The 20,042-nt window shown below is 65.6% G+C and carries 18 protein-coding genes; 8 read left to right on the top strand and 10 right to left on the bottom strand.

The genetic code is table 11. The features are described 5' to 3' along the window. Positions 1-54: 54 nt before the first annotated feature. Together KI243_RS32630 and KI243_RS32625 are read right to left on the bottom strand one after the other, a co-directional pair. Positions 55-1,557, bottom strand: coding sequence for an aldehyde dehydrogenase family protein (locus KI243_RS32630; protein ID WP_212810310.1), 1,503 nt, complete (start codon positions 1,555-1,557; stop codon positions 55-57). A 203-nt stretch (positions 1,558-1,760) separates the two neighbouring features. Continuing rightward, positions 1,761-2,396, bottom strand: a complete 636-nt coding sequence (locus tag KI243_RS32625; RefSeq protein WP_212810309.1) for a LysE family translocator — start codon at positions 2,394-2,396, stop codon at positions 1,761-1,763. A gap of 151 nt (positions 2,397-2,547) precedes the next feature. Between KI243_RS32625 and KI243_RS32620 the strand changes: the two genes are divergently transcribed. After that, a complete protein-coding gene (locus KI243_RS32620) occupies positions 2,548-3,021 on the top strand; it encodes an Lrp/AsnC family transcriptional regulator (RefSeq protein ID WP_042937062.1) in 474 nt (157 codons plus the stop codon). Here the strand turns inward: KI243_RS32620 and lpdA are convergent. From lpdA to KI243_RS32580, 8 genes are all read right to left on the bottom strand, one after another. After that, complete coding sequence (lpdA, locus tag KI243_RS32615; protein WP_212810308.1) at positions 3,018-4,418, bottom strand: dihydrolipoyl dehydrogenase; 1,401 nt, start codon at positions 4,416-4,418, stop codon at positions 3,018-3,020. The genes KI243_RS32620 and lpdA overlap by 4 nt on opposite strands. A gap of 192 nt (positions 4,419-4,610) precedes the next feature. Beyond that, the gene (locus tag KI243_RS32610) at positions 4,611-5,543 is read right to left on the bottom strand and encodes a phosphatidate cytidylyltransferase (RefSeq protein WP_017129335.1); all 933 of its coding nucleotides are present in this window, start codon (positions 5,541-5,543) and stop codon (positions 4,611-4,613) included. Between the two features lies 1 nt (position 5,544). After that, positions 5,545-6,165, bottom strand: a complete 621-nt coding sequence (locus KI243_RS32605; RefSeq protein ID WP_017129336.1) for a lysophospholipid acyltransferase family protein — start codon at positions 6,163-6,165, stop codon at positions 5,545-5,547. A 9-nt stretch (positions 6,166-6,174) separates the two neighbouring features. Further along, positions 6,175-6,630 (bottom strand): hypothetical protein, encoded by a 456-nt coding sequence (locus tag KI243_RS32600; protein WP_017129337.1) that lies wholly within the window; start codon positions 6,628-6,630, stop codon positions 6,175-6,177. Beyond that, positions 6,620-7,981 carry a phosphatase PAP2/dual specificity phosphatase family protein gene (locus KI243_RS32595; protein ID WP_212810307.1) on the bottom strand — a complete coding sequence of 454 codons (1,362 nt, stop codon included), beginning with the start codon at positions 7,979-7,981 and terminating at the stop codon, positions 6,620-6,622. The genes KI243_RS32600 and KI243_RS32595 overlap by 11 nt, the downstream gene beginning before the upstream one ends. After that, complete coding sequence (locus KI243_RS32590; RefSeq protein ID WP_212810306.1) at positions 7,978-9,735, bottom strand: bifunctional alpha/beta hydrolase/class I SAM-dependent methyltransferase; 1,758 nt, start codon at positions 9,733-9,735, stop codon at positions 7,978-7,980. The genes KI243_RS32595 and KI243_RS32590 overlap by 4 nt, the downstream gene beginning before the upstream one ends. Positions 9,736-9,812: 77 nt before the next feature. After that, positions 9,813-10,433 (bottom strand): CDP-alcohol phosphatidyltransferase family protein, encoded by a 621-nt coding sequence (locus KI243_RS32585; protein ID WP_212810305.1) that lies wholly within the window; start codon positions 10,431-10,433, stop codon positions 9,813-9,815. A gap of 237 nt (positions 10,434-10,670) precedes the next feature. Next, positions 10,671-11,009 carry a hypothetical protein gene (locus KI243_RS32580; RefSeq protein WP_042937036.1) on the bottom strand — a complete coding sequence of 113 codons (339 nt, stop codon included), beginning with the start codon at positions 11,007-11,009 and terminating at the stop codon, positions 10,671-10,673. Positions 11,010-11,763: 754 nt separating this feature from the next. Between KI243_RS32580 and KI243_RS32575 the strand changes: the two genes are divergently transcribed. From KI243_RS32575 to KI243_RS32545, 7 genes are all read left to right on the top strand, one after another. Next, complete coding sequence (locus tag KI243_RS32575) at positions 11,764-13,722, top strand: protease modulator HflK (RefSeq protein ID WP_212810304.1); 1,959 nt, start codon at positions 11,764-11,766, stop codon at positions 13,720-13,722. Then, positions 13,719-14,759 carry a protease modulator HflC gene (locus tag KI243_RS32570; RefSeq protein ID WP_177087325.1) on the top strand — a complete coding sequence of 347 codons (1,041 nt, stop codon included), beginning with the start codon at positions 13,719-13,721 and terminating at the stop codon, positions 14,757-14,759. The genes KI243_RS32575 and KI243_RS32570 overlap by 4 nt, the downstream gene beginning before the upstream one ends. After that, the gene (locus KI243_RS32565) at positions 14,756-15,814 is read left to right on the top strand and encodes a protease modulator HflK (RefSeq protein WP_017129344.1); all 1,059 of its coding nucleotides are present in this window, start codon (positions 14,756-14,758) and stop codon (positions 15,812-15,814) included. The genes KI243_RS32570 and KI243_RS32565 overlap by 4 nt, the downstream gene beginning before the upstream one ends. Then, positions 15,811-17,718 carry a cation-translocating P-type ATPase gene (locus KI243_RS32560; protein ID WP_177087321.1) on the top strand — a complete coding sequence of 636 codons (1,908 nt, stop codon included), beginning with the start codon at positions 15,811-15,813 and terminating at the stop codon, positions 17,716-17,718. Before KI243_RS32565 ends, KI243_RS32560 begins: the two co-directional genes overlap by 4 nt. 302 nt (positions 17,719-18,020) lie before the next feature. Next, on the top strand, positions 18,021-18,272 hold the full coding sequence (locus tag KI243_RS32555) for a hypothetical protein (protein ID WP_177087319.1): 252 nt from the start codon (positions 18,021-18,023) through the stop codon (positions 18,270-18,272). A 69-nt stretch (positions 18,273-18,341) separates the two neighbouring features. After that, positions 18,342-19,187: a DUF692 domain-containing protein gene (locus tag KI243_RS32550; protein WP_017129347.1), complete on the top strand. Its 846-nt coding sequence runs from the start codon at positions 18,342-18,344 to the stop codon at positions 19,185-19,187. Beyond that, complete coding sequence (locus KI243_RS32545) at positions 19,178-19,966, top strand: DNA-binding domain-containing protein (protein ID WP_177128120.1); 789 nt, start codon at positions 19,178-19,180, stop codon at positions 19,964-19,966. The genes KI243_RS32550 and KI243_RS32545 overlap by 10 nt, the downstream gene beginning before the upstream one ends. The last annotated feature ends 76 nt before the right edge of the window (positions 19,967-20,042 follow it).

Here is a 20,042-nt window from a genome sequence, read left to right as displayed (position 1 = left end):
TGGGCAAGCCCGCTCCCACAGAGGTCCATTCCCACGCAAGCCCGCTCCAACCGCTTATCGACGCAAAGCGGTATCGATCTGGCTCATGCGGCTGCGCAGGGTGAATACGCCGTCGCCCGACAGAATGGCGCCGCGGGCAAACAGCCGTCCGTTCTCCCAGTTCGAGAGCCCCAGCTCCGGTTTGTTCAGCGCGTATTGCCCGTCGACCCAGCGAGTAAAGCCATCACCGACAAACGGGGCATTGATGCTGTTGTAGAAGTAGTCGTGGGCCTGGCGGTCGGCGCTGATCAGCGACACCGTGAACTGCGGGCTGTAGCGATTGAACAGGCCGATGGCCTGGTCCAGGTCGTCGACGATCTTCAGGCTGACTTCCGGCGTCTCTTCCCATTCCCACTCGCGGCCAAGCTGGTCTTCGGCCAGGGACTCGGTCTGCGCTTCCTCCTGATACCCTTCGGCGCGCTGGATTCGGACGCGGGCCTTCAGCCACTGCTCGGACAGGACACCTTCGTCACCGCTGACGATATGCAGCTTGCAGCTCTGGCCACGGGCCACGCCGGCCTGGGTCAGCGCTTCAAGAAACAGCGGCACCAGTTCGGCCGCGCGCTGGCGGTGGATCACGCAGACATTGAGGGTGTTGCAGACCTTGCGGTCGAGGGAGTTGCGCACCACCTCGGCAAAACGCGCGGCATCGGCATCCTGGTGCGCCACCAGCCAGGCACCGCCGGTGCCGTGCAGGCTGACCACGGTACCGGCCTGCTGGGCGATACCCCCGAGCTGTTTCACCGCATGGCCCGAGCCTCGCGCCACGGCCAGGGACAGGCGACGGTCGGCGAACATCGCCCAGCCCGCGGCGCGGTCGATGCTTTCCACCAGCGATACCGCGCCAGCCGGCAAGCCGGCCTCGCGCAGCGCCGGGTCCAGCGCATGCTTGACGATCGCCTGGGCCGTGCCGAGGGCATCGCTGCCGATGCGCAGCACGGCGGTATTGCCGGTACGCAAGACCCCGGCCGCATCGGCAAACACGTTCGGCCGACCTTCGAAGACAAACGCCACCACGCCCAGCGGCGCGACCACCTGCTCGACCTTCCAGCCGGCATGTTCCACGGACTCGCGGACCCGCCCACGAATCAGCGGTGCGTCGCGCCAGGCTCGCAGTCCGGCGATCATGTCGCGGCGCATGGCTTCGCTGGCCAGCAAGCGGGTGGTGGAGCGCCCCAGCGATTTGGCGCGGGCCAGGTCGGCCTGGTTCGCCGCTTCGATCAGTGCCCAGGAGGCGGGCGCTTCCAGATGCCCGGCGAACAGATCGAAGAAGCGACTGATGGCTTCGTCCGATACCTGCGCCAGGGCGGCGAATGCGCCTTGCGCGGTGTCGATGGCCCTGGCGGCGATCTGTTGCACCGCCTGCGGGATCAACAGCAGTTCACCGCTGCCCTGGTCGACCAGCAGGTGATCGCCCGGCTGGAAACGCGCGGCCAATTCCGGCGGCACCGGGGAAACCCGGTTACCCGCGTAGAGAATGGGAGTGCCGGCGATAAGACGATCGAGCGTGCTGGTCATGGTTCGCAAACTAGTCAGGAAAGGAAGGGCAAAATGTATAAGAAAAACGCCGTCGGCTCACCTGCTAACGGCGTTTCTTTTGCGCTCTGGTGCATCCTCGGTGGAGCCGTGCCGTGGGAGCTGGCTTGCTGGCGACGGCGGCCGATACGGCGGCGCACGGCACGAAGGCCTTATCGCCTGCAAGCCGGCTCCTACAGGGGCGGTCAGGCCTGCTGGATAAAGGCGAGGCGGGCGGCGAAACCGATCAGCAAGCCGCCGAACAGCCATTGTTGCAGGCGCTGGGCCCGAGGACTGTTGTCCAGCCAGCGACCGATCCAGGCTCCCGCGAGGGCATAGCCGCTGTCGAACAGCAGGCCGACCAGCACCAGCGTCACGCCGAGCCCGAGAAACTGGGTGCCGACCGCCCCGGCCCGGGGGTCGATGAATTGCGGCAGCAGCACGGAACAGAACAGCAGCGCCTTGGGATTCAGCAGATTGGTCAGCAGTCCCTGGCGCAACGCCCCGCGCCAGCCCAGCCGATTCGCTCGCTCGCCTTCGGTATCGGTGCCCAGCGCGGTCAGGGTTCCGGGACGCAGCATGCGTACGCCGATCCATAGCAGGTAGGCGGCCCCGGCCAGGCGCACCGTATCGAAGGTCCAGGGCGCGGTCTTGAACAGCGCCGCCAGGCCCAGGGCGGCCAGGCCGACATGGCAGGCGCGGGCCATGCCCAGGCCCAGCGCGGTGGTCAGGGCCAGGGTGCGTCCGTGGCGGGCGCCGGTTTGCAGCAGCAGGATCATGTCAGGGCCGGGAAGCAGATAGATCATCGCCAGCGCGAGCAGGTAGAGGAGCATCGTTGCCATTCTCCGAGGTCAGGGTAAAAGCCCGAGGGGAAACCAGGGAAAAGTCTATGCTGGAAGAGCGGGGCAGGTGCTTGCGTATTCGACCCGTTAAAGCCTTAGACTTGGCACTTCATGCCAATCATGACGACAGGGGTAGTCGGATATGCCAAAAATAAAACTCGATGCCTACGACCGCAAGATTCTCGCCGCACTGCAACGGGACGGTCGCCTGAGCAATGTCGAGCTGGCGGACCAGATCGGCCTGTCGGCATCACCGTGCCTGCGGCGGGTGCGCATGCTCGAAGAGGCGGGAGTGATCCGGGGCTACCAGGTGAACCTCGACCGCGATGAAGTCGGCCTGGGGTTGACGGTGTTCGTCGGGGTCAAGGTCGAGCGGCACCATGAAGCCGACGCCGAGGCCTTCCGCCTGGCGGTCACGGCCTTGCCGCAGGTGATCTCGGCATTCCTCGTGTCGGGCGAGTCGGACTTCCTGCTGCAGGTAGTGGTCCCCGACCTGCGCGCCTACGAGCGCTTTCTCACCGGTGAGTTGCTGAGGTTGCCGGGGGTACGGGATATCCGCAGCAACTTTGCGATCCAGGCGGTGAAGACGCCCGGACCGCTGCCGCTGGATCATCTGCCCGACTAGATCTGCGTCGCCAGCCCTTCCACATTCATCGCTGCCTGGCGCAACGCCTCGGAGCGCGTCGGATGGGGGTGGCAGGTCAGGGCGATGTCCTCGGCGGAGGCCGAGAACTCCATGGCCACGCAGTATTCGCCGATCATTTCACTGACGCTCGGTCCTACGAGATGCACGCCGAGGACCTCGTCGGTCTGGGCATCGGCCAGGACCTTGGCGAAGCCTTCGGTCTCGTGGTTGATCTTGGCCCGGCTGTTGGCGCTGAAGGGAAACTTGCCGACCTTGTAGACACGACCTTCGGCCTTGAGTTGTTCCTCGGTCTTGCCGACGCTCGCCAGCTCCGGACGGGTGTAGATCACGCTGGGGATCAGCGCGTAATTGACCTCGCCGGCCTTGCCGACGATCTGTTCGATACAGGCCATCGCCTCGTCTTCGGCCTTGTGAGCGAGCATCGGGCCGGAGGTGACATCGCCGATCACCCAGATCCCGGCGGCCTCGGTACGGTGCCCGTGGTTGGCGAGCAGGCCGCGCGAGTCGGTGGCCAGGCCGACATTTTCCAGGCCGAGGCCGCGGGTGAAGGGGCGACGACCGATCGCCACCAGCACGTAGTCGGCCTCGATCAGCTCGGCTGTGCCGCCTGCCGCCGGTTCGAGCCGCAGTTGCACGGCATCGGCGGACGTCGTGGCGCTGGTCACCTTGGTCCCCAGCTTGAAGTCGATCCCCTGCTTGGCGAGGGCGCGTTGCAAGGTCTTGCCGGCTTCGGCGTCGACCCCGGGGCAGATACGGTCGAGGTATTCGACCACCGTGACCTGGCTGCCCAGGCGTCGCCACACCGAGCCCAGCTCCAGGCCGATCACCCCGGCGCCGATGACCACCAGGTGCCGGGGCACTTGCGGCAACGACAGGGCGCCGGTCGAATCGAGAATGCGCTGGTTGTCGATCTCCACGCCGGGCAATGGCGTCGGTTCGGAACCGCTGGCGATGACGATGTCCTTGGCCTGCAGTGCCGTCTTCTGGCCGCTGGCGTCGGTCACTTCGACCTGGCCCGGTCCGGTGATGCGGCCCCAGCCCTTGATCCACTCGACCTTGTTCTTGCGGAACAGGTACTCGATGCCCTTCGTCAACCCGGCAACGCTGTCATCCTTCTGTTTCATCATCTGCGCCAGGTTGAGGCTTGGCGTCACCTCGATCCCTAGGTTGGCGAATTCGCCGCCGGTGGCCGCCTCATACAGCTCGGAAGCGTGCAGCAAGGCCTTGGACGGCATGCAGCCGACGTTCAGGCAAGTACCGCCGAGGGTTTCCCGACCCTCGATGCAGGCGGCCTTCAGGCCCAGCTGGCCGGCACGAATGGCCGCGTTGTAACCGCCTGGTCCACCGCCGATGATGATCACGTCGTAGCTGCTCATGGCCGTTCTCCTGCAAGTCCTGGGGCGAAGGGAGTAAAATATTATGAGTATAATATGAACGTATTGAACAGGGCCGGTCAAGCGGCCAGGCAGTCACCCTGGTGGCAGGTTCAATGTCTGTCCATCAAGGTGAACAAGGAGCCTGGCTTGCCGGGAACACGGCGGTGCGGCGTCCCGACAAGCCCTGCTCCTTCAGGTCCACCAGTAACGTACCAGGTGGAAAAAGATCGGCGCGGCGAAGCACACCGAGTCGAGCCGGTCGAGCATGCCGCCATGGCCTTCGATCATGTGGCCCCAGTCCTTGACCCCGCGGTCGCGCTTGATCGCCGACATGACAATGCCGCCGGCAAAGCCCAGCAGGTTGATCAGCAACGCGATCAGTACCGCCTGCCAGGGATTGAACGGGGTGATCCAGAACAGCGCGCCGCCGATCAGCGAGGCCAGGGTGATGCCGCCGACAAAGCCCTCGACGGTTTTCGAGGGCGACAGGTTGGGGGCGATCTTGCGTTTGCCGAACAGCTTGCCGCAGACGTACTGGAGCACGTCCGACAGTTGCACCACGATCACCAGGTAGGCGATCAGCAGCAGGTTGCGGCCCTCGTAGCCGGCAATGTCCAGGGTCAGCAGCGCCGGTACGAACGATACGCAGAACACCGCGATCATCAGGCCCCACTGAACCTTCGAGGCCCGCTCCAGGAAATGCGTGCTGTCGCCGCCCAGCGAGGCGAGGATCGGCAGCAGCAGGAACACGTAGACCGGGATGAAGATCGAGAACAGTCCGTACCAGTCGGAATAGATCAGCAGGTACTGCAGCGGCAGGGCCAGGTAGAACGCCGCCACCAGTGCCGGGTAGTCGCTGCGGCGGGTCGGCGTCAGGGTCAGGAACTCGCGCAGGGCGTAGAACGACACCGCATAGAACAGCAGGATCACCGCGCCGGTGCCGAGCCAGAAGGCCACGCCGATCACCAGCACCATCACCCACCAGGCGTTGATCCGGGCGTTGAGGTTGTCGATCACCGCGTTCGGCGTACCGCGGGTCCGCCACTGCAGAACGAAGCCGATCAGCGAAGCCAGGACCAGGATCATGCCGATCCCGGCGAACAACATCAGGGTCTGCCTATCCATTTCAGTGTTGCTCCGGTGCCAGGGCCAGCAGCGCATCGCGGCTGCGTTGCAGGAAGTGTTCTTTGCTTTCGTCTTCTTCGAGCCGCAGCGGCGCGCCGAAGCTGGTGGTGCATAACAGCGGCAGGGGCAATACCCGGCCCTTGGGCATGACCCGATTGAGGTTGGCGATCCATACCGGGATCAGTTGCGCCTGTGGATAAGTCCGCGCCAGGTGGAAGATCCCGCTCTTGAACGGCAGCAGGCCGTCTTCCTGATTGCGCGTGCCCTCGGGAAAGATGATCAGCGAGTGGCCTTGTTCCAGTGCGTCGAGCATCGGTTGCAGCGGGTTATCCCCAGGCTCCTTGCGCTCGCGGTCGATCAGCACGCCGTTGAACACCCGCCGGATGATGTAGCGGCGCAACGCGCTCCTGTTCCAGTAGTCGGCGCCGGCGACCGGCCGCGTCAGCTTGCGCAGCGCCGGCGGCAGCGAGGCCCAGAGCAGCACGAAGTCGCCGTGGCTGCTGTGGTTGGCGAAGTAGATCCGCTGCACCGGATCGGGCCCGGAACCTATCCACAGGCTACGGGCGCCGGTGACGAGGCGGGCGCCGGAAGTGATCAGGGTGGCAACCACGGGTTCGAACATGACGATTCCTTATCTGGCGAAGGGCAGCCAGGGGCTGGCCAGAATGACGATCAGTGGCAGGGAAATTTGCACTATCAGCAGCAGTGCCTGGCGCTTGAGCAGACCCAGCGCTCCACGGCTGCGCTCGGCCCAGGGCCGTGCGGGCGTGTGCCGTGGTTGCAGGCCGAGGTCGTGCAGCGCCTGGTCCAGCGCCTCGGTCCGGTCGCCCAGGCCGCTGGGTTCCCCGGCCATCAGCTGGAACAGGTCGGCATCGAAGGCGACACGCAAGGCCCAGTATTTTTGCAGCAGACCGGTCAGCACCAGCCAGACGCTGAGTAGCAGGCACCAGGAGCTGAGGGTGCCGATCAGCAGCGGCGCCAGTCCCGACAGCACGCCGAGGACCGTCAGCCCTGTGGATAACTGATCCAGCGAGCGGCCGCGGCGCAGCAGGCTGGCGACCACTTGCAGCGGCATGTCAGCGGACATCGGCGACCCCCAGGCTGCCGGGCGCCGGCTCGGGCGTCAGGTGGATCATGGCTTCCAGCGCCTGGCGATGTTGCGGATGCAGGACCACGCCGGGACGCGCCGCGCGGATCAGCGCCAGGGCGCCATCGATCTCTGCCGCCCGGCCGCTGTGCAGCAGCCAGGCCGCCAGCGCCGTGGCACTGCGCGAATAACCCAGGGCGCAGCAGACCAGCAGCGGCCCGTGCTGACGCAACGCTTCGATACTCAGCGCGGCTTGCCGGCATTGCTCGGCGGACGGGGCGATCAGGTCCAGTATCGGGATGCTCTGGTAGGCCCGGCCTTGCGCAGCCAGCGGCAGTTCCGCGCACAGGTCGACAATGGCCCTGAACGGACCGGCCTGCAGCTCGCGGCGGCTCGGCAGGCGGCCCAGCCAGAGGTTATCCACAACCTGGTCGGGCTGTGGATGGGATCTTGTCCACAGCCGCGAGTTGATCCAGGCGCCGGCCCGGTACGGAGCGAACAACCAGCGGGCGGCGGGACTCAGGCTGCCGTCGGCGCGCTTCTGGAAGCCCTGGGCACCGAGCCGCGCGTAGTTGAGCGCCACCAGCCCGAGGGCCAGCGCCGGCCACAGCAGCCACAACGCGACACCGGCGAAGCCGAAGGCGGCGATAGCCAGCAGCGCCGCTCCCAGGCCGTAGCGCACGGCCAGGCTGAAGCGTTTGCCGTCACGGGCCAGCCGCGCCACGGCCAGGGGGCTGGAACGATCGTCCGGCCACAGCCAGACGCACAACCAGCCGGCCAGGGCGCCGGTGGGCACATCGATAAAGTGGTGTTGATAAGTGGTCAGCACCGACACGCCGATCAGGGCGAACCAGCCATGCACCAGCCAGCGCCCGGCCCCGGCGAAATGCCGGCGGTACATGACCCACAGGATCACCAGCAGCGCGATATGCAGCGACGGCGCCTGGTTGAAGGGTTTGTCGAAGCCCGCCAGTACCGCGAACAGCCAGCCGAACACGCCGTCCAGCGGTGGCCGGGCGAAGGTGAAGGTCAGCGGCCAGAGCAGGAAGCAGGAGACGGCGATGACCTGGGCCGTGAGCAGGCGCAGGGCGTGCCGGTCGAGTTCGCGCTTGCTCGTGGGCAGCAGCAGCGACAGGCCGTACAGCAGGTCGATGGACCAGTAGGGCACGATGGTCCAGGCCCAGAACGGCATGTGGCTTTCCCAGTCGAACACATAGCTGCCGACATCGCTGCGCTGGCTGGTGTACCAGGTGGCAAAGCCGTAGCTGGCGAAGAACAGCGGCGCCAGCAGGAGCAGCCAGAGCACGGCCCGCTTCAGCAGGCCGGCTTCGCGTGCGGTGGCGCCCATCATTGCACCCGTTGTGCCAGGGATACGCTGAAGATCCCCCATTCATCGACCCGCTGGGTGATCTTGCGGAACCCGGCGGCTTCCACCAACTGGTCCATTTCCGCCTGGCTGCGCCGGCGCATGACCCAGGCCTGGCCCTGGCGGTGACTGGTCAGCGCCCGGGCGATCAGTTCCAGCTGCGGGTGCCACGGTTGCCCGGTGTAGACCAGATAGGCACCCGGTTCGCAGGCCTCGGCCAACCCGGCCAGGGAATTGCCGACCATGCCGTTGTCGGCGAACAACTCGTACAGGCCGGACACCACCGCCAGGCTCGGCTTGGGGTCCAGCGCGGCCAGGTCGGCGCGGTCAAAGGCATCGCCCTTGACGAAGCGGGCGATATTTTCCAGGCCCTTTTCGACGATCAGCGCGCTGCCGTCACGCACGTTGATATCGCTGTAGTCGCGCAGCAGGATCGATTCCGGCAGCGGCTCGACCCCTTGCAGGGCTTCGAGGATATAGCGCCCGTGGCCGGCGGCGATATCGACGATGCGCACTTCGCGACCCTGCTCGCGCAGCTGGGCCATGGCCAGGCGCAACAGTTCCTCGACATGCAGCTTGCGCTGGCGGATACCGCGCCAGCCGATCGAATTCAGGTAGTTCCGGTCGATCATCCGGCCCACGGCGGTATGCCCGGTGGGGGTGTTGCGGTAGACGTAGTCCAGGGTACTGCCGGAGTCGAAACCGGTGTCGAAGCCGAGCTTGACCCCGGCCGAGAGCTTGCTGCCCAGGCCCATGCTGGCGCGGGTCAGGCGCCAGTAGAGATCGCGCGGCGAGTTGTGCGGCAGGGGCGCGGCCAGGGCCTCGGATTCGGCGCAGGTATCGCCGATGCGGTCGGCGTCGAGCAGGGCCGGGCGATTGACCGGCGAAAGGAAGTTTTGCTCGATGAAGCGCCTGGCCCGGCTGACGGCCAGGTGGCGGTCGCGCTCGCCGAGGGTGTCGTGGAAGAACCCCGGCAGTATGTGCAGTTCCTTTTTCAGGCTGCCCAGGCGCTGGAAGAATTGCTCCTGGGGTTTGCGGTGGACGACGAAGTCGGCGCCGGAGATCAGCAACTGGGTCGGCACCTGGATCGCATTGGCATCGGCGACCACCCGGTCGGCGGCCTCGTAGAGCCCGAGCAGGACATTCACCGAAATGGCCTTGGTGATCAGCGGATCGCTGTCATAGGAGGCAACGCGTTCCGGGTCATGGCTGAGGAACTTGGCCTTGACGTAGCTGTTGACGAAAAAGTTGCCGCGAAAGCGCCGCATCAGGGCCAGGCCCGGACGGGCGAAAGGCACGTAGAGCTTGACCTTGAAGGCCGGCGAGGCCAGCACCAGGGCACGGATCCTCGGCGCGTAGTCGTGCACCCAGGTGGCGACGATCACCGCGCCGACGCTCTGGGCGACCACGGCGATATTTTCCTCGGCGATATCGAACGTGGTGCCGAGGTGATCGCAGAAGGTCTGTACGTCGCGCGCGCTGGTGGCGAAGCTCGGGCTGTCGCCGCGTGCGCCCGGCGACTGGCCGTGGCCACGGGCGTCCCAGGCGAAGAAATCGAACTCCGGCAGGTTCAGTTCATCCACCAGGTGGGCGATGCGCCCGGAGTGCTCATGGCCCCGGTGGAACAGCAGGATCGCCTTGCGCGGCTCGCCGGCGACGGGCGCGCTGGCCGGCCAGTGACGATAAAACAGTTCGACGCCATCGTGGGTACTGAAGGTCAGGGCTTGCTCGTCGCGCATTGCAATATCCTTGTGCTGTGTCGCAGATCAGGGGAGAGCCTGGGGGGCAGGTTTGCAGGGTTATTCTTGAGCCGCGGTCATGGCGTCGGCGGCGTGGCGACCTCTTTCAGGCCCTGGCGTACCCGGTTGATCAGGGTGACCAGCAACAGCGCCGCCATCAGCAGGAACAGGCCGTTTATCCACAGGGCATTGATCAGGCCGAGGGCCACGGCGGTGGCGATAACGCCGAGGACGAAGGCGCGATCGCTCTTGCCCATGGGGCCGTCATAGCGCCGCGAGGCGCCGACCAGCGGACCCATCACCCCGGCGTACTCGCTGAACAGTGCCAGCAGGGTCACCAGCAGCACCGCCAGCAGGCTGACTTCGGGCAACAAGGCAAACGGCAGGATCAACGCGCTGTCGGCGATGATGTCGCACAGCTCGTTCAGGTAGGCCCCCAGCTTCGATTGCTGGCCGAACTCCCGGGCCAGCATGCCGTCGATGGCGTTCAGGGCCATGCGCAGGATCATCCACAGCGGGATGATCGCGAACACCCAGGGATGGACGGCGAAGGTCGCCACCACGGCACCCACCAGCAGGGAAATCACCGCGGCGCTCAGGGTGACCTGGTTGGCGCTGGTGCCATTGTCGAAGAGGCGCTGGACGATGGGCCGCAACAGGTTCTGGAAGCGCGGCTTGAGCTGGTAGATCGAAGGCATGGAAGCGACGGTCCTTGTCTGGGAGGGAAGCGGGTCCGGGGGATTTGCGCAAGCAGGCACGCCTGCTTTTTGGGCAACTGAATTATTGCCACAAATGACAGGGGCTGGCATCAGCTTCCGGATAAAAATGCGTGCGGTTGGACATATTCGGGAAACAAACTTCGGGCAGTCCGAGCAGAACGCGCAGACCGGACCCTGAATCCAGCTGTCAGGCCTCTGGATTCATGGGCGGGAAGATCAAATTGATAGCTTATTGCTACTACCGATCAAGGCAGGATCTTCAAGGTAGGTGGTATACGGATAATGCGAGTCGGCGTGGAAATCGATGCGCTGGCCTCGAACCGTAATCAGGCTGGCCTCGACGGTTATGCACAGTGTCTGTCCGCTCTTGAAGGTCAGGCGATGAACTTTTTCATCATCTTCCTGGCGTATCTCGTGGCTGATCAGGTCCAGCAGGTTGTTCAGTGCCAGGCGTGCCCCGGGTTGATTGATGGTCAGGCAATTCATTCTGCTGGAATGCCCCACAGGCCGGGTAGGCCGTTGGAAATAACGATAATGACTCAGGTCTCGACTCATGGCGGCTCCGTCGCTCGGGGTACATGCCGGGTGTTGGCGATATTATTGGTCACCGGCATGCACAGGGGTATCAAGTGTGTTGGCCGTTTGGCCTATAGTTATGGATTATCGAACTTCATCATGTTCGATTACATGAATACTGCAACGGATAACAGCCATTTTTGCGCTCTGTTATCAGTTTGCAGGCTTTATCTTCAACCTTTTCAGGGACTTTGTGTTTAATGGGGAATCTGTGGAAAAGGTGTCATATAAATATTCAAGTGGCAGGATGGTAGTCACTGGTGATTCGTCAATCAAGCGGCGTAGTTGTTGAATTTTGTTACATTGGTAATGTCCTATCGTGTGGCTATTTATCCGGATATGTCGGTTTGTAGGAACTGTTTTAAGACCATGTAAGAGCAAGCAGGTTAGTTCTGAAGTTTTATAACGGAAAAATAAAAACGGACTTTTTCCGGAGTCTGTCGTTCGGGTTATTGTCCATTCGTCGTGGGCGATACCGGGTGTGCAGGGCCGACATCCTTCGGGTAATAAGCCCATGGGTTCTGGCGGTAGGCCGGAACGCCGTCGGGATTTTTCGGCGATGTGAATAAAAAGTGTTCTGTGAACAGAAAATTCACTCTTTCTGTTATATCGTAACCAAATGCTTCAAGGTGCCCGGTGACGCTGCCTCTCATGGCGGCTCGATGTGCGTGCCGGTGTACCGGTGATTTTGACGATGGATGACCTCGGTGGTTGCATCGGGTCTGGAGTGGACATGCGAGTGGATCTTGAAGCGCCGGGGGCCGATCTGGAAGGTCTGCCGCGCTTCCAACGGGCGGGCTTCCACGCCCGCCGGCTGCGACACCTGGGCATCGGCCTGGCCGTGCTCGCGCTCAGCGGCCTGGTGCTGGGGTTCTTTGTCGGGCTCTTTGCGCCAGCTTCGATCTGGCCGACCCTGCTGAGCAATAACGCCGCCGCGCTGCTGGTGGTGGTCGCGGCGTTGCAGTCGGCCGCCGGCGTGGCGCGTTGGCGCGAGCAGGCGAGGTCTCCCGTCACGGTCGCGGGCGATGAGTTGGTGTCGCCAGCGCTTGAGGCGGTGGGAATCTACGAGCGCCTGGTCGAGCGCTTCAACGGTGCCTGGCGCAATGCCCTGGCGCAGATCGGCCCCGACACGCTGTGGCTGGCCGGGTGGTCGCTGCTGGCGCTGTTGAGTGTCGAGCAGAGCTGGAACCTGGCGCTGGTCGGGACGAGCCTGGGATTGAGCGCTTCCGTCGCGGCGGCGCTGGGCCTGTCGCTGGGGTTCGCCCTGCTGGTGCTGGAGCGTCAGCTCGCCCAGGCCCACGTTGCCGAATGGCCGGAGGCGCAGGCCCTGGCCCAGGTGATCAGGGTCGCGATCACGGTGCTGGTGCTCAGTGCCCTGTGCCTGTTGTTCACGGGGCCGGAAACCCTGTGGCCGGCGCGCCTGGCCACGCTGATCGGCCTGTTGCCGGCCCTGGTGGCGGCGGAGTTGCTGCTGCGGGCGCTGCTGTCGCTGTTCAGCCCCCGTCGTGAACGCCTCGAGCCACGGCTGATCGCCACCAGCTTTGTCGCCGGCCTGCTGCGTTGGCCGCCGCAGCCGTTGATGGCATTGCAACATGAACTGCACAACCGCTTCGGCATCGACCTGCGCCAGATCTGGGCCTTCAGCTATATGCGCCGGGCGTTTGCCCCGGTGCTGGCGGTGGTCCTCGCGGTGGGTTGGCTGTTGAGCGGGATCAGCGAAGTGTCGCTCCAGGGCCGCGGCATCTACGAGCGTTTCGGCAAGCCCGTGGAAGTCTTCGGCCCCGGATTGCACATCGGCCTGCCCTGGCCGCTGGGCCGCGTGCTGGCGGTGGAAAACGGCGTGGTCCATGAACTGGCGACCAGCGTCGACGCTGCCGCCCCAGCCGAGCTCGAACCGGCCGAAGGCCTGCCGCCGGCCAGCGCCAACCGCCTGTGGGATGCCAGCCATGTGAACGAAAAATCCCAGGTGATCGCCAGCAGCAGCGGCGACAAGCAGGGCTTCCAGATCGTCAACATGGACGTGCGGTTTGTCTACCGTATCGGCCTGAGCGACCAGGCGGCCCTGGCGGCCACCTATAACAGCGCCGATGTGCCGACACTGATCCGCAGCACCGCCAGCCGGGTGCTGGTGCATGACTTTGCTTCCCGCACCCTCGATGGCCTGCTGGGCGAACAGCGCAGTGCCCTGGCCGACGATATCGGCCGCGCGGTGCAGGCCGACCTGCGGCAACTCGACAGCGGTGTGGAGATCCTCGCCACGGTGGTCGAGGCGATTCACCCGCCGGCCGGCGCGGCCAATGCCTATCACGCGGTGCAGGCCGCGCAGATCAGCGCCCAGGCGCTGATCTCCCGCGAGCGCGGCGCCGCCAGCGAACAGGCCAACCAGGCGCAGCTGCAGGCCAGCATCGTCCGCGACCAGGCCCGGGCCACGGCGCACGAAGTGCAGGCCGGCGCCCGGGCGGCCGACCTGCGTTTCAGCGCCGAACAGAAAGCCTATGCCCAGGCCGGCCGGGTCTTCGTGCTGGAGCAGTACCTGGCGCAACTGAGCCAGGGGCTGGGCAAGGCCAGGCTGCTGATCCTCGATCATCGCCTGGGGGGCAACAGCGCGCCCACCATCGATCTGCGTTCATTCACGCCGCCGGCCGATCCCGCGCCGCCGCGTAAAGCCGTTCAGCAAGGAGTCACCCCTTGAGCCTGTCTCATTCACACGATCATCACGATCACGCGGGCCACGATCACGCCGGTCATGGTCATCATCACGGCCACCACCATCATCACCATGGCGCGGGCGAGAGTGGCGGGCCTTTTCCGTGGCGACGCATGGGCTGGGCACTGCTGCTGATCCTGTTCGCGGTCGCGGCGGCGAGCCTGGTCCAGGTGCGCTCCGGCGAGGCCACGGTGATCACCCGTTTCGGCAACCCGTCGCGGGTCCTGCTGGAGCCGGGCCTCGGCTGGCGCTGGCCGGCACCGTTCGAAGCGGCGATCCCGGTCGACCTGCGCCTGCGGACCACCTCCAGCGGCCTGCAGGATGTCGGCACCCGTGACGGCCTGCGCATCATCATCCAGGCCTATGTCGCGTGGCAGGTCCAGGGCGACCCGCAGAACGTCGAGCGCTTCATGCGGGCGGTGCAGAACCAGCCGGACGAAGCGGCGCGGCAGATTCGTACCTTCGTCGGCTCGGCGCTGGAAACCACCGCGGCCAGCTTCGACCTGTCGAGCCTGGTCAACACCGACGCCGGCCAGGTGCGCATCGCCGATTTCGAAGCACAACTGCGCCAGCAGATCGACCAGCAACTGCTCTCGACCTATGGCGTGCGGGTCCTGCAGGTCGGCGTCGAGCGCCTGACCCTGCCGTCGGTCACGCTCTCGGCCACCGTCGACCGGATGCGTGCCGAACGGGAAACCATCGCCACCGAACGCACGGCGATCGGCAAGCGCGAAGCCGCGCAGATCCGCTCCGCCGCCGAACGCGACGCGCGCATCCTGCAGGCCGATGCCACGGTCAAGGCGGCGGACATCGAGGCGCAGTCGCGGGTCGAGGCGGCGCAGATCTACGGTCGCGCCTACGCCGGCTCGCCGCAGCTGTACAACCTGCTGCGCTCGCTGGATACCCTCGGCACCATCGTCACCCCTGGCACCAAGCTGATCCTGCGCACCGACGCGGCGCCGTTCCGGGTGCTGGTGGACGGTCCTCCCGGCACCGATGGCAAGAACGGATCGCAGCCATGAGCGAGCGGCCTGAACAGGAAGCGGGCCTGAGCAGCCCGTGGATCCAGGCCGGGCGCCTGGCGTTTCTCGGCTTGTATGCGGTGACGTTGCTGGCGGCGCTGGCCTGGGCCTTCTCCAATGTCCGGCAGATCGATCCACAGGACCGCGCGGTGGTCCTGCGCCTCGGTGCGCTGGAGCGGATCCAGAATGCCGGGCTGCTGCTGGCCTGGCCGCGACCGTTCGAGCAGGTGGTGATTTTGCCGGCGGCGGACCGGGTGATCGAGCGGCGGGTCGAAGGCCTGTTGCGCTCCGACGCGGCCCTCCAGGCCGATCGCCAGGCAACCCTGGCGACGCCGGTCAACGACGCGCTGGCCGGCTCCGGGTACCTGCTGACCGGCGATGCCGGGGTGGTGCAGCTCGATGTGCGGGTGTTCTACAAGGTCACCGACCCCTACGCTTTCGTCCTCCAGGCCGGGCATGTACTGCCGGCCCTCGACCGCATCGTCACCCGCAGCGCCGTGGCGCTGACGGCGGCGCGCGACCTGGACACCATTCTCGTGGCCCGTCCGGAACTGATCGGCAGCGACAGCCAGGCCGCCGAACGCCGCGAGCGCCTGCGCGGCGACCTGTTGCAGGGCGTCAACCGGCGGCTGGCCGAACTGGCGGCCACGGGGCAGGGGATCGGTGTCGAAGTGGCGCGGGTCGACGTCCAGTCGAGCCTGCCGGGCCCGGCGGTGAATGCCTTCAACGCGGTGCTGACCGCCAGCCAGCAGGCCGACAAGGCGGTCGCCAATGCCCATAACGAAGCCGCCAAGCTCAGCCAGTCGGCCACCCAGGACGCCGATCGCCTGGTGCGGGTCGCCGAGGCCCAGGCCAGTGAGCGCCTGGCCAAGGCCCAGGCCGATACGGCGACGGTGGTGAGCCTGGCCAGGGCGCAACAGGATGGCAGCGATCCGGGCATGCTGCTGCGCCTGTACCGCGAGCGCCTGCCGAAGATTCTCGGTCAGGCCGGGTCGGTGACCACGGTCGATCCACGGGATGATTCCCGCCTGATCATTCAGGGAGCTGAACAATGAGTAGCCACGTTGCGACCCCCGCGCCAAGCCTGTTGAGCAGCGCCGAACAACGCAGCGCGGCGCGCCAGCTGGTGCTGGCGATGCTTGCCCTCGGCCTGCTCGGCCTGGGCCTGGTGTGGCGCTGGCTGGCGCCCGGACAGGTCGGTGTCAGCCAGTTGCTGTTGGGCTTCGCCTCGGTCCTGGTGGCCGTGCCGGTGATGCGCTCGGCCTGGTACAGCCTGCGTTACCCGAGCCTGCACGGGATCACCGACCAGTTGATCGCCCTGGCGATGCTCGGTGCCTGGGCCACCGGCGACCTGCTGACCGCCGCCTTGCTGCCGATCATCATGATCTTCGGTCATGTGCTCGAAGAACGCAGTGTCATCGGCTCCCAGGAGGCCATCGGCGCCCTGGGCCGCCTGACCCGCAGCCACGCCCGCCGGGTGCGGGCCGATGGCAGCGTGGAGGAAGTGGACAACGCCACGCTCAAGGCCGGCGACCAGGTGGAAGTGCGCGCCGGCGACCGGGTGCCGGCCGATGGCGTGGTGCTGTCGGGTCAGGCGAGTCTCGACACCGCGCCGATCACCGGCGAATCGGTGCCGCTGGAGGCCAGTCCCGGGGTCCAGGTATTCGGGGGGGCGATCAACCTCGACGGGCTGCTGCGGATCGAAGTGACCCGCACCGGCCACGAATCGACCCTGGGCAAGGTGATCGCGCTGATGCAGAGCGCCGAGCGCTCGAAGCCGCCGATCACCCGGCTGCTGGAACGTTATGCCGGCAGCTATATGGTGCTGGTGCTGATGATCGCCGCGGTCACCTGGTTTATCACCAACGATGCCCAGGCGATGCTCGCGGTGCTGGTGGCGGCCTGTCCCTGCGCGCTGGTGCTGTCGGCCCCGGCGACGGCGATTGCCGGGATCGCCGTGGCGGCACGGCACGGGATCCTGATTCGCAGTTCGGCGTTTCTCGAAGAGCTGGCGGACCTGACCTCGCTGGTGGTGGACAAGACCGGTACGCTGACCTACGGCACCCTGCGCCTGCAGTCCCTGCAGACCGAGGTTGTCGATCAGGCGCCATTGCTGAGCCTGGCGGCGAGCCTCGGTTCGGCCAGCAGCCATCCGGTCAGCCGGGCGCTGGCCGGGTTGGTGGCGCCGACGCAGTGGATCGAACTGAGTGAAGTCCATGAACGCCAGGGCCTCGGTGTGGTGGCGAGTACGGCCCACGGGCAGGCGGCGCTGGGTCGGCCCGAGCTGTTCAAGCAGTTGGCGATCGCCACGCCGGCGGTGCCCGAGCACGACGGGCCGATTGCCGGGCTGGCGCTCGACGGCGAGTTTCTCGCCTGGCTGTTGCTGGCCGACAGCGTCAAGCCCGAGGCGCGGCAGGCACTGGCCGAGTTGCGCGAACTGGGCCTGGGTCGACAACTGCTGCTGACCGGCGACCGCCAGAGCGTGGCGGACAGCCTGGCGCGGGAAGTCGGGATCAGCGATATCGAGGCCCAGGCCTTGCCCGAGGACAAGCTCACCCGCGTGCTTGGCGAGATCGGCAGCGGTTTCCGGCCGATGGTGGTGGGGGACGGCATCAACGACTCTTTGGCGCTCAAGGCCGGGGTCGTCGGCGTGGCGATGGGGGCCGGCGGGGCGGATATCGCCCTGGCCTCGGCCGATGTCGTGCTGATCGGCAGCGACCTGCGCCGGCTGGGGACCTGTGTCCGGCTGAGTCGCCAGTGCCGGCGGACCTTGCAGGTCAACGTGGTGATCGGTCTCGGCTGGACCCTGGCGATTGTCGCGGCGGCGGCCTTTGGCTGGCTGGGGGCGGCAGGGGCGATGATCGCGGCGCTGCTGCACAACCTCAGTACCTTGCTGGTGCTGGGCAACGCCGGGCGCCTGCTGCGGTTCCAGGAGCCGCTGCTCAAATTGCCCGAATGACCTCAACCTTGTAGGAGGGGGGTTGCCGCCGAAGCTCCTGGCGCCCCCGAGGACGCCTTCGGGGGCAAGCCCCCTCCCACAGGGTTGATCGTTCCCACGCTGATTTGATCGTTCCCACGCTCTGCGTGGGAATGCAGCCTGTGACGCTCCGCGTCACCCCCCAAAAGCAGGACTCAGGGTTTCTCTCGAAAATATTTGTCGCGCGCTGTAACAGCCGAAAGCGACCGCTCTCTAGTGCTATGTCGAGACTGAACATTCCGTTCGGACCGACACCCCTAGCGATCATTTCGAGGAAACAAAACATGAACATCAAAACTGCTGCTGCCGGTGCTGCTCTCGCTCTCGCTGCTGCCACCATGTTTGCGGGCGTTGTTACCCAGGCGTCGGCTGCCGATGCTCAGGTTCACTGCTATGGCGTCAACGCCTGCAAGGGCCAGAACGACTGCAAGACCAAGGATCACGCTTGCAAAGGCCAGGGCTCCTGCAAAGGCCAGGGCTTCAAGGCAATGAGCAAGTCGGCCTGCGACGCGGCTGGCGGTAAAGTCGGCGAATAATCGGCGACCGAGTGCTCTCGCAGCGGCCGGCCCCCCACGCCGCTGCGGACACTTCGCGAGGAGTCCAGCATGTCCGCTTCCCGTCCTTTCCTGGGTTATGGCCTGGGTTTGCGCAGTCACTACCACCAGGAGATTCTCGAGCAGTCGCCCGCCGTGGACTGGTTCGAGATCGTTTCCGAGAATTACCTCGTCCAGGGCGGCAAGGCGCTGTATTACCTGGACGCCATCGCCGAGCGTTATCCGCTGGTGATGCATGGCGTGTCGCTATCCATCGGCGGCCCCCATGAACTCGATGCGCAGTACCTCAAGAACCTCAAGCAGCTGGCCGACCGGGTAAAGCCCGCGTGGATTTCCGACCATCTGTGCTGGAGCCGTGGCAACGCCCATCAACTGCACGACCTGTTGCCGCTGCCTTACACCGAAGAAAGCCTGTACTACGTCGCCGGCCGTGTGCGCCAGGTGCAGGACGTACTGCAACAGCCGCTGGTACTGGAGAATGTCTCCAGCTACGTGCGCGCCGCTTCCGACGAGTTCTGCGAATGGGAATTCCTCGAGGCCCTGAGCCGTCTCAGCGATTGCGAGCTGCTGCTCGACGTCAACAATGTCTATGTCAGCGGGCGAAACCACGGTTTCGATCCCTGGACCTTCATTCAAAGCCTGCCGGCGCGCAAGATCCGCCAGTTGCACCTGGCCGGGCATGCCGACTATGGCGACTACGTGATCGATACCCATGACCATCCGGTCTGCGACCCGGTATGGGAGCTCTACCAGCGCACCCTCGAATACCTCGGGCCGGTGGCGACCCTGCTGGAGCGCGACGATCACTTTCCGCCGCTGCAAGAGCTGGTGACGGAGCTGGACAAGGCCCGCGAGCTGGGTACCGCCGCGTTGGCGCGGAGACCGTTATGCGCCTGAACGATTGGCAACTGGCCTTTGAACGCTACCTGCTGGGCGAAGCGTCCGAGGCCGAGGCGGCCCTGAGTGGCAGCCTGATCGGTGGTCCGACGCTGGATGTCGAGACTGGCCTGGCGATCTACCACAATGCCTACCGCTCGCGGTTGCAGGAAACCCTGCTCAGCGATTTTCCGACGGTCTGGAACTGGCTGGGCGACGATGAGTTCGATGCGCTGACCCACGCCTACCTGCGTCAATGTCCCTCGTCCAGCTACAGCCTGCGCTGGCTGGGCGCGGGGTTCGAGGCCTTTGTCCAGCGTCACCTGATAGCGGAGCAGAGTGCGCCGCTGGCCGACCTGATACGCCTGGAATGGGCCTTCACCCTGGCCTTCGATGCCTTGCCCGGCGACCCCATGACCCTGGAGCGCATGGCGAGCTTGCCGCCCGAGGACTGGCCGGGGCTGCAACTGGAACTGGTGCCCAGCGTCCGTTGGCTCGAATGCGCGTTCAACAGCCTGGCGATGTGGCGGGCGGTGAAGGCCGAAACCGATTTTCCGGCCAGCGAGCCGCTGGATTCGCCACAGACCTGCCTGGTCTGGCGCGCCGGCCTGGTCTGTCATTACCGCAGCCTGGAGCCCGCCGAAGCCCTGGCCCTGGGCGGCATGGCCCGCGATGGCTGGAGTTTCGCGCAGCTATGCGGCGAACTGGCGCAGAGTCTGGGCGAAGGTGCGCCCTTGCAGGCCGTGACCTGGCTCAAACAATGGGTGAACGATGGCCTGGTGCAGCGGCGAACATTATAGTTCGGGACTATTATCTCGATAGGCTGACAGTTTCCGTGGATGCGCTACCCTTTAATCAGACGTCTGAAACAAGGGG

Source organism: Pseudomonas sp. Ost2, from assembly GCF_018326065.1.
Taxonomy (GTDB): domain Bacteria; phylum Pseudomonadota; class Gammaproteobacteria; order Pseudomonadales; family Pseudomonadaceae; genus Aquipseudomonas; species Aquipseudomonas gingeri.
The sequence above is the reverse complement of the archived record's forward strand: the minus strand, read 5'-3'. Positions and strand labels throughout refer to the sequence as shown.

Coding starts and splice junctions, on each gene's coding strand:
- KI243_RS32550 (WP_017129347.1), top strand. CDS start 18,342: ATGTCCGCTTCCCGTCCTTTCCTGGGTTATGGCCTGGGTTTGCGCAGT.
- KI243_RS32600 (WP_017129337.1), bottom strand. CDS start 6,630: ATGTCCGCTGACATGCCGCTGCAAGTGGTCGCCAGCCTGCTGCGCCGC.
- KI243_RS32590 (WP_212810306.1), bottom strand. CDS start 9,735: ATGCGCGACGAGCAAGCCCTGACCTTCAGTACCCACGATGGCGTCGAA.
- KI243_RS32575 (WP_212810304.1), top strand. CDS start 11,764: ATGCGAGTGGATCTTGAAGCGCCGGGGGCCGATCTGGAAGGTCTGCCG.
- KI243_RS32610 (WP_017129335.1), bottom strand. CDS start 5,543: ATGGATAGGCAGACCCTGATGTTGTTCGCCGGGATCGGCATGATCCTG.
- KI243_RS32560 (WP_177087321.1), top strand. CDS start 15,811: ATGAGTAGCCACGTTGCGACCCCCGCGCCAAGCCTGTTGAGCAGCGCC.
- KI243_RS32585 (WP_212810305.1), bottom strand. CDS start 10,433: ATGCCTTCGATCTACCAGCTCAAGCCGCGCTTCCAGAACCTGTTGCGG.
- KI243_RS32625 (WP_212810309.1), bottom strand. CDS start 2,396: ATGGCAACGATGCTCCTCTACCTGCTCGCGCTGGCGATGATCTATCTG.
- KI243_RS32545 (WP_177128120.1), top strand. CDS start 19,178: ATGCGCCTGAACGATTGGCAACTGGCCTTTGAACGCTACCTGCTGGGC.
- lpdA (WP_212810308.1), bottom strand. CDS start 4,418: ATGAGCAGCTACGACGTGATCATCATCGGCGGTGGACCAGGCGGTTAC.
- KI243_RS32580 (WP_042937036.1), bottom strand. CDS start 11,009: ATGAGTCGAGACCTGAGTCATTATCGTTATTTCCAACGGCCTACCCGG.
- KI243_RS32630 (WP_212810310.1), bottom strand. CDS start 1,557: ATGACCAGCACGCTCGATCGTCTTATCGCCGGCACTCCCATTCTCTAC.
- KI243_RS32595 (WP_212810307.1), bottom strand. CDS start 7,981: ATGATGGGCGCCACCGCACGCGAAGCCGGCCTGCTGAAGCGGGCCGTG.
- KI243_RS32565 (WP_017129344.1), top strand. CDS start 14,756: ATGAGCGAGCGGCCTGAACAGGAAGCGGGCCTGAGCAGCCCGTGGATC.
- KI243_RS32555 (WP_177087319.1), top strand. CDS start 18,021: ATGAACATCAAAACTGCTGCTGCCGGTGCTGCTCTCGCTCTCGCTGCT.
- KI243_RS32605 (WP_017129336.1), bottom strand. CDS start 6,165: ATGTTCGAACCCGTGGTTGCCACCCTGATCACTTCCGGCGCCCGCCTC.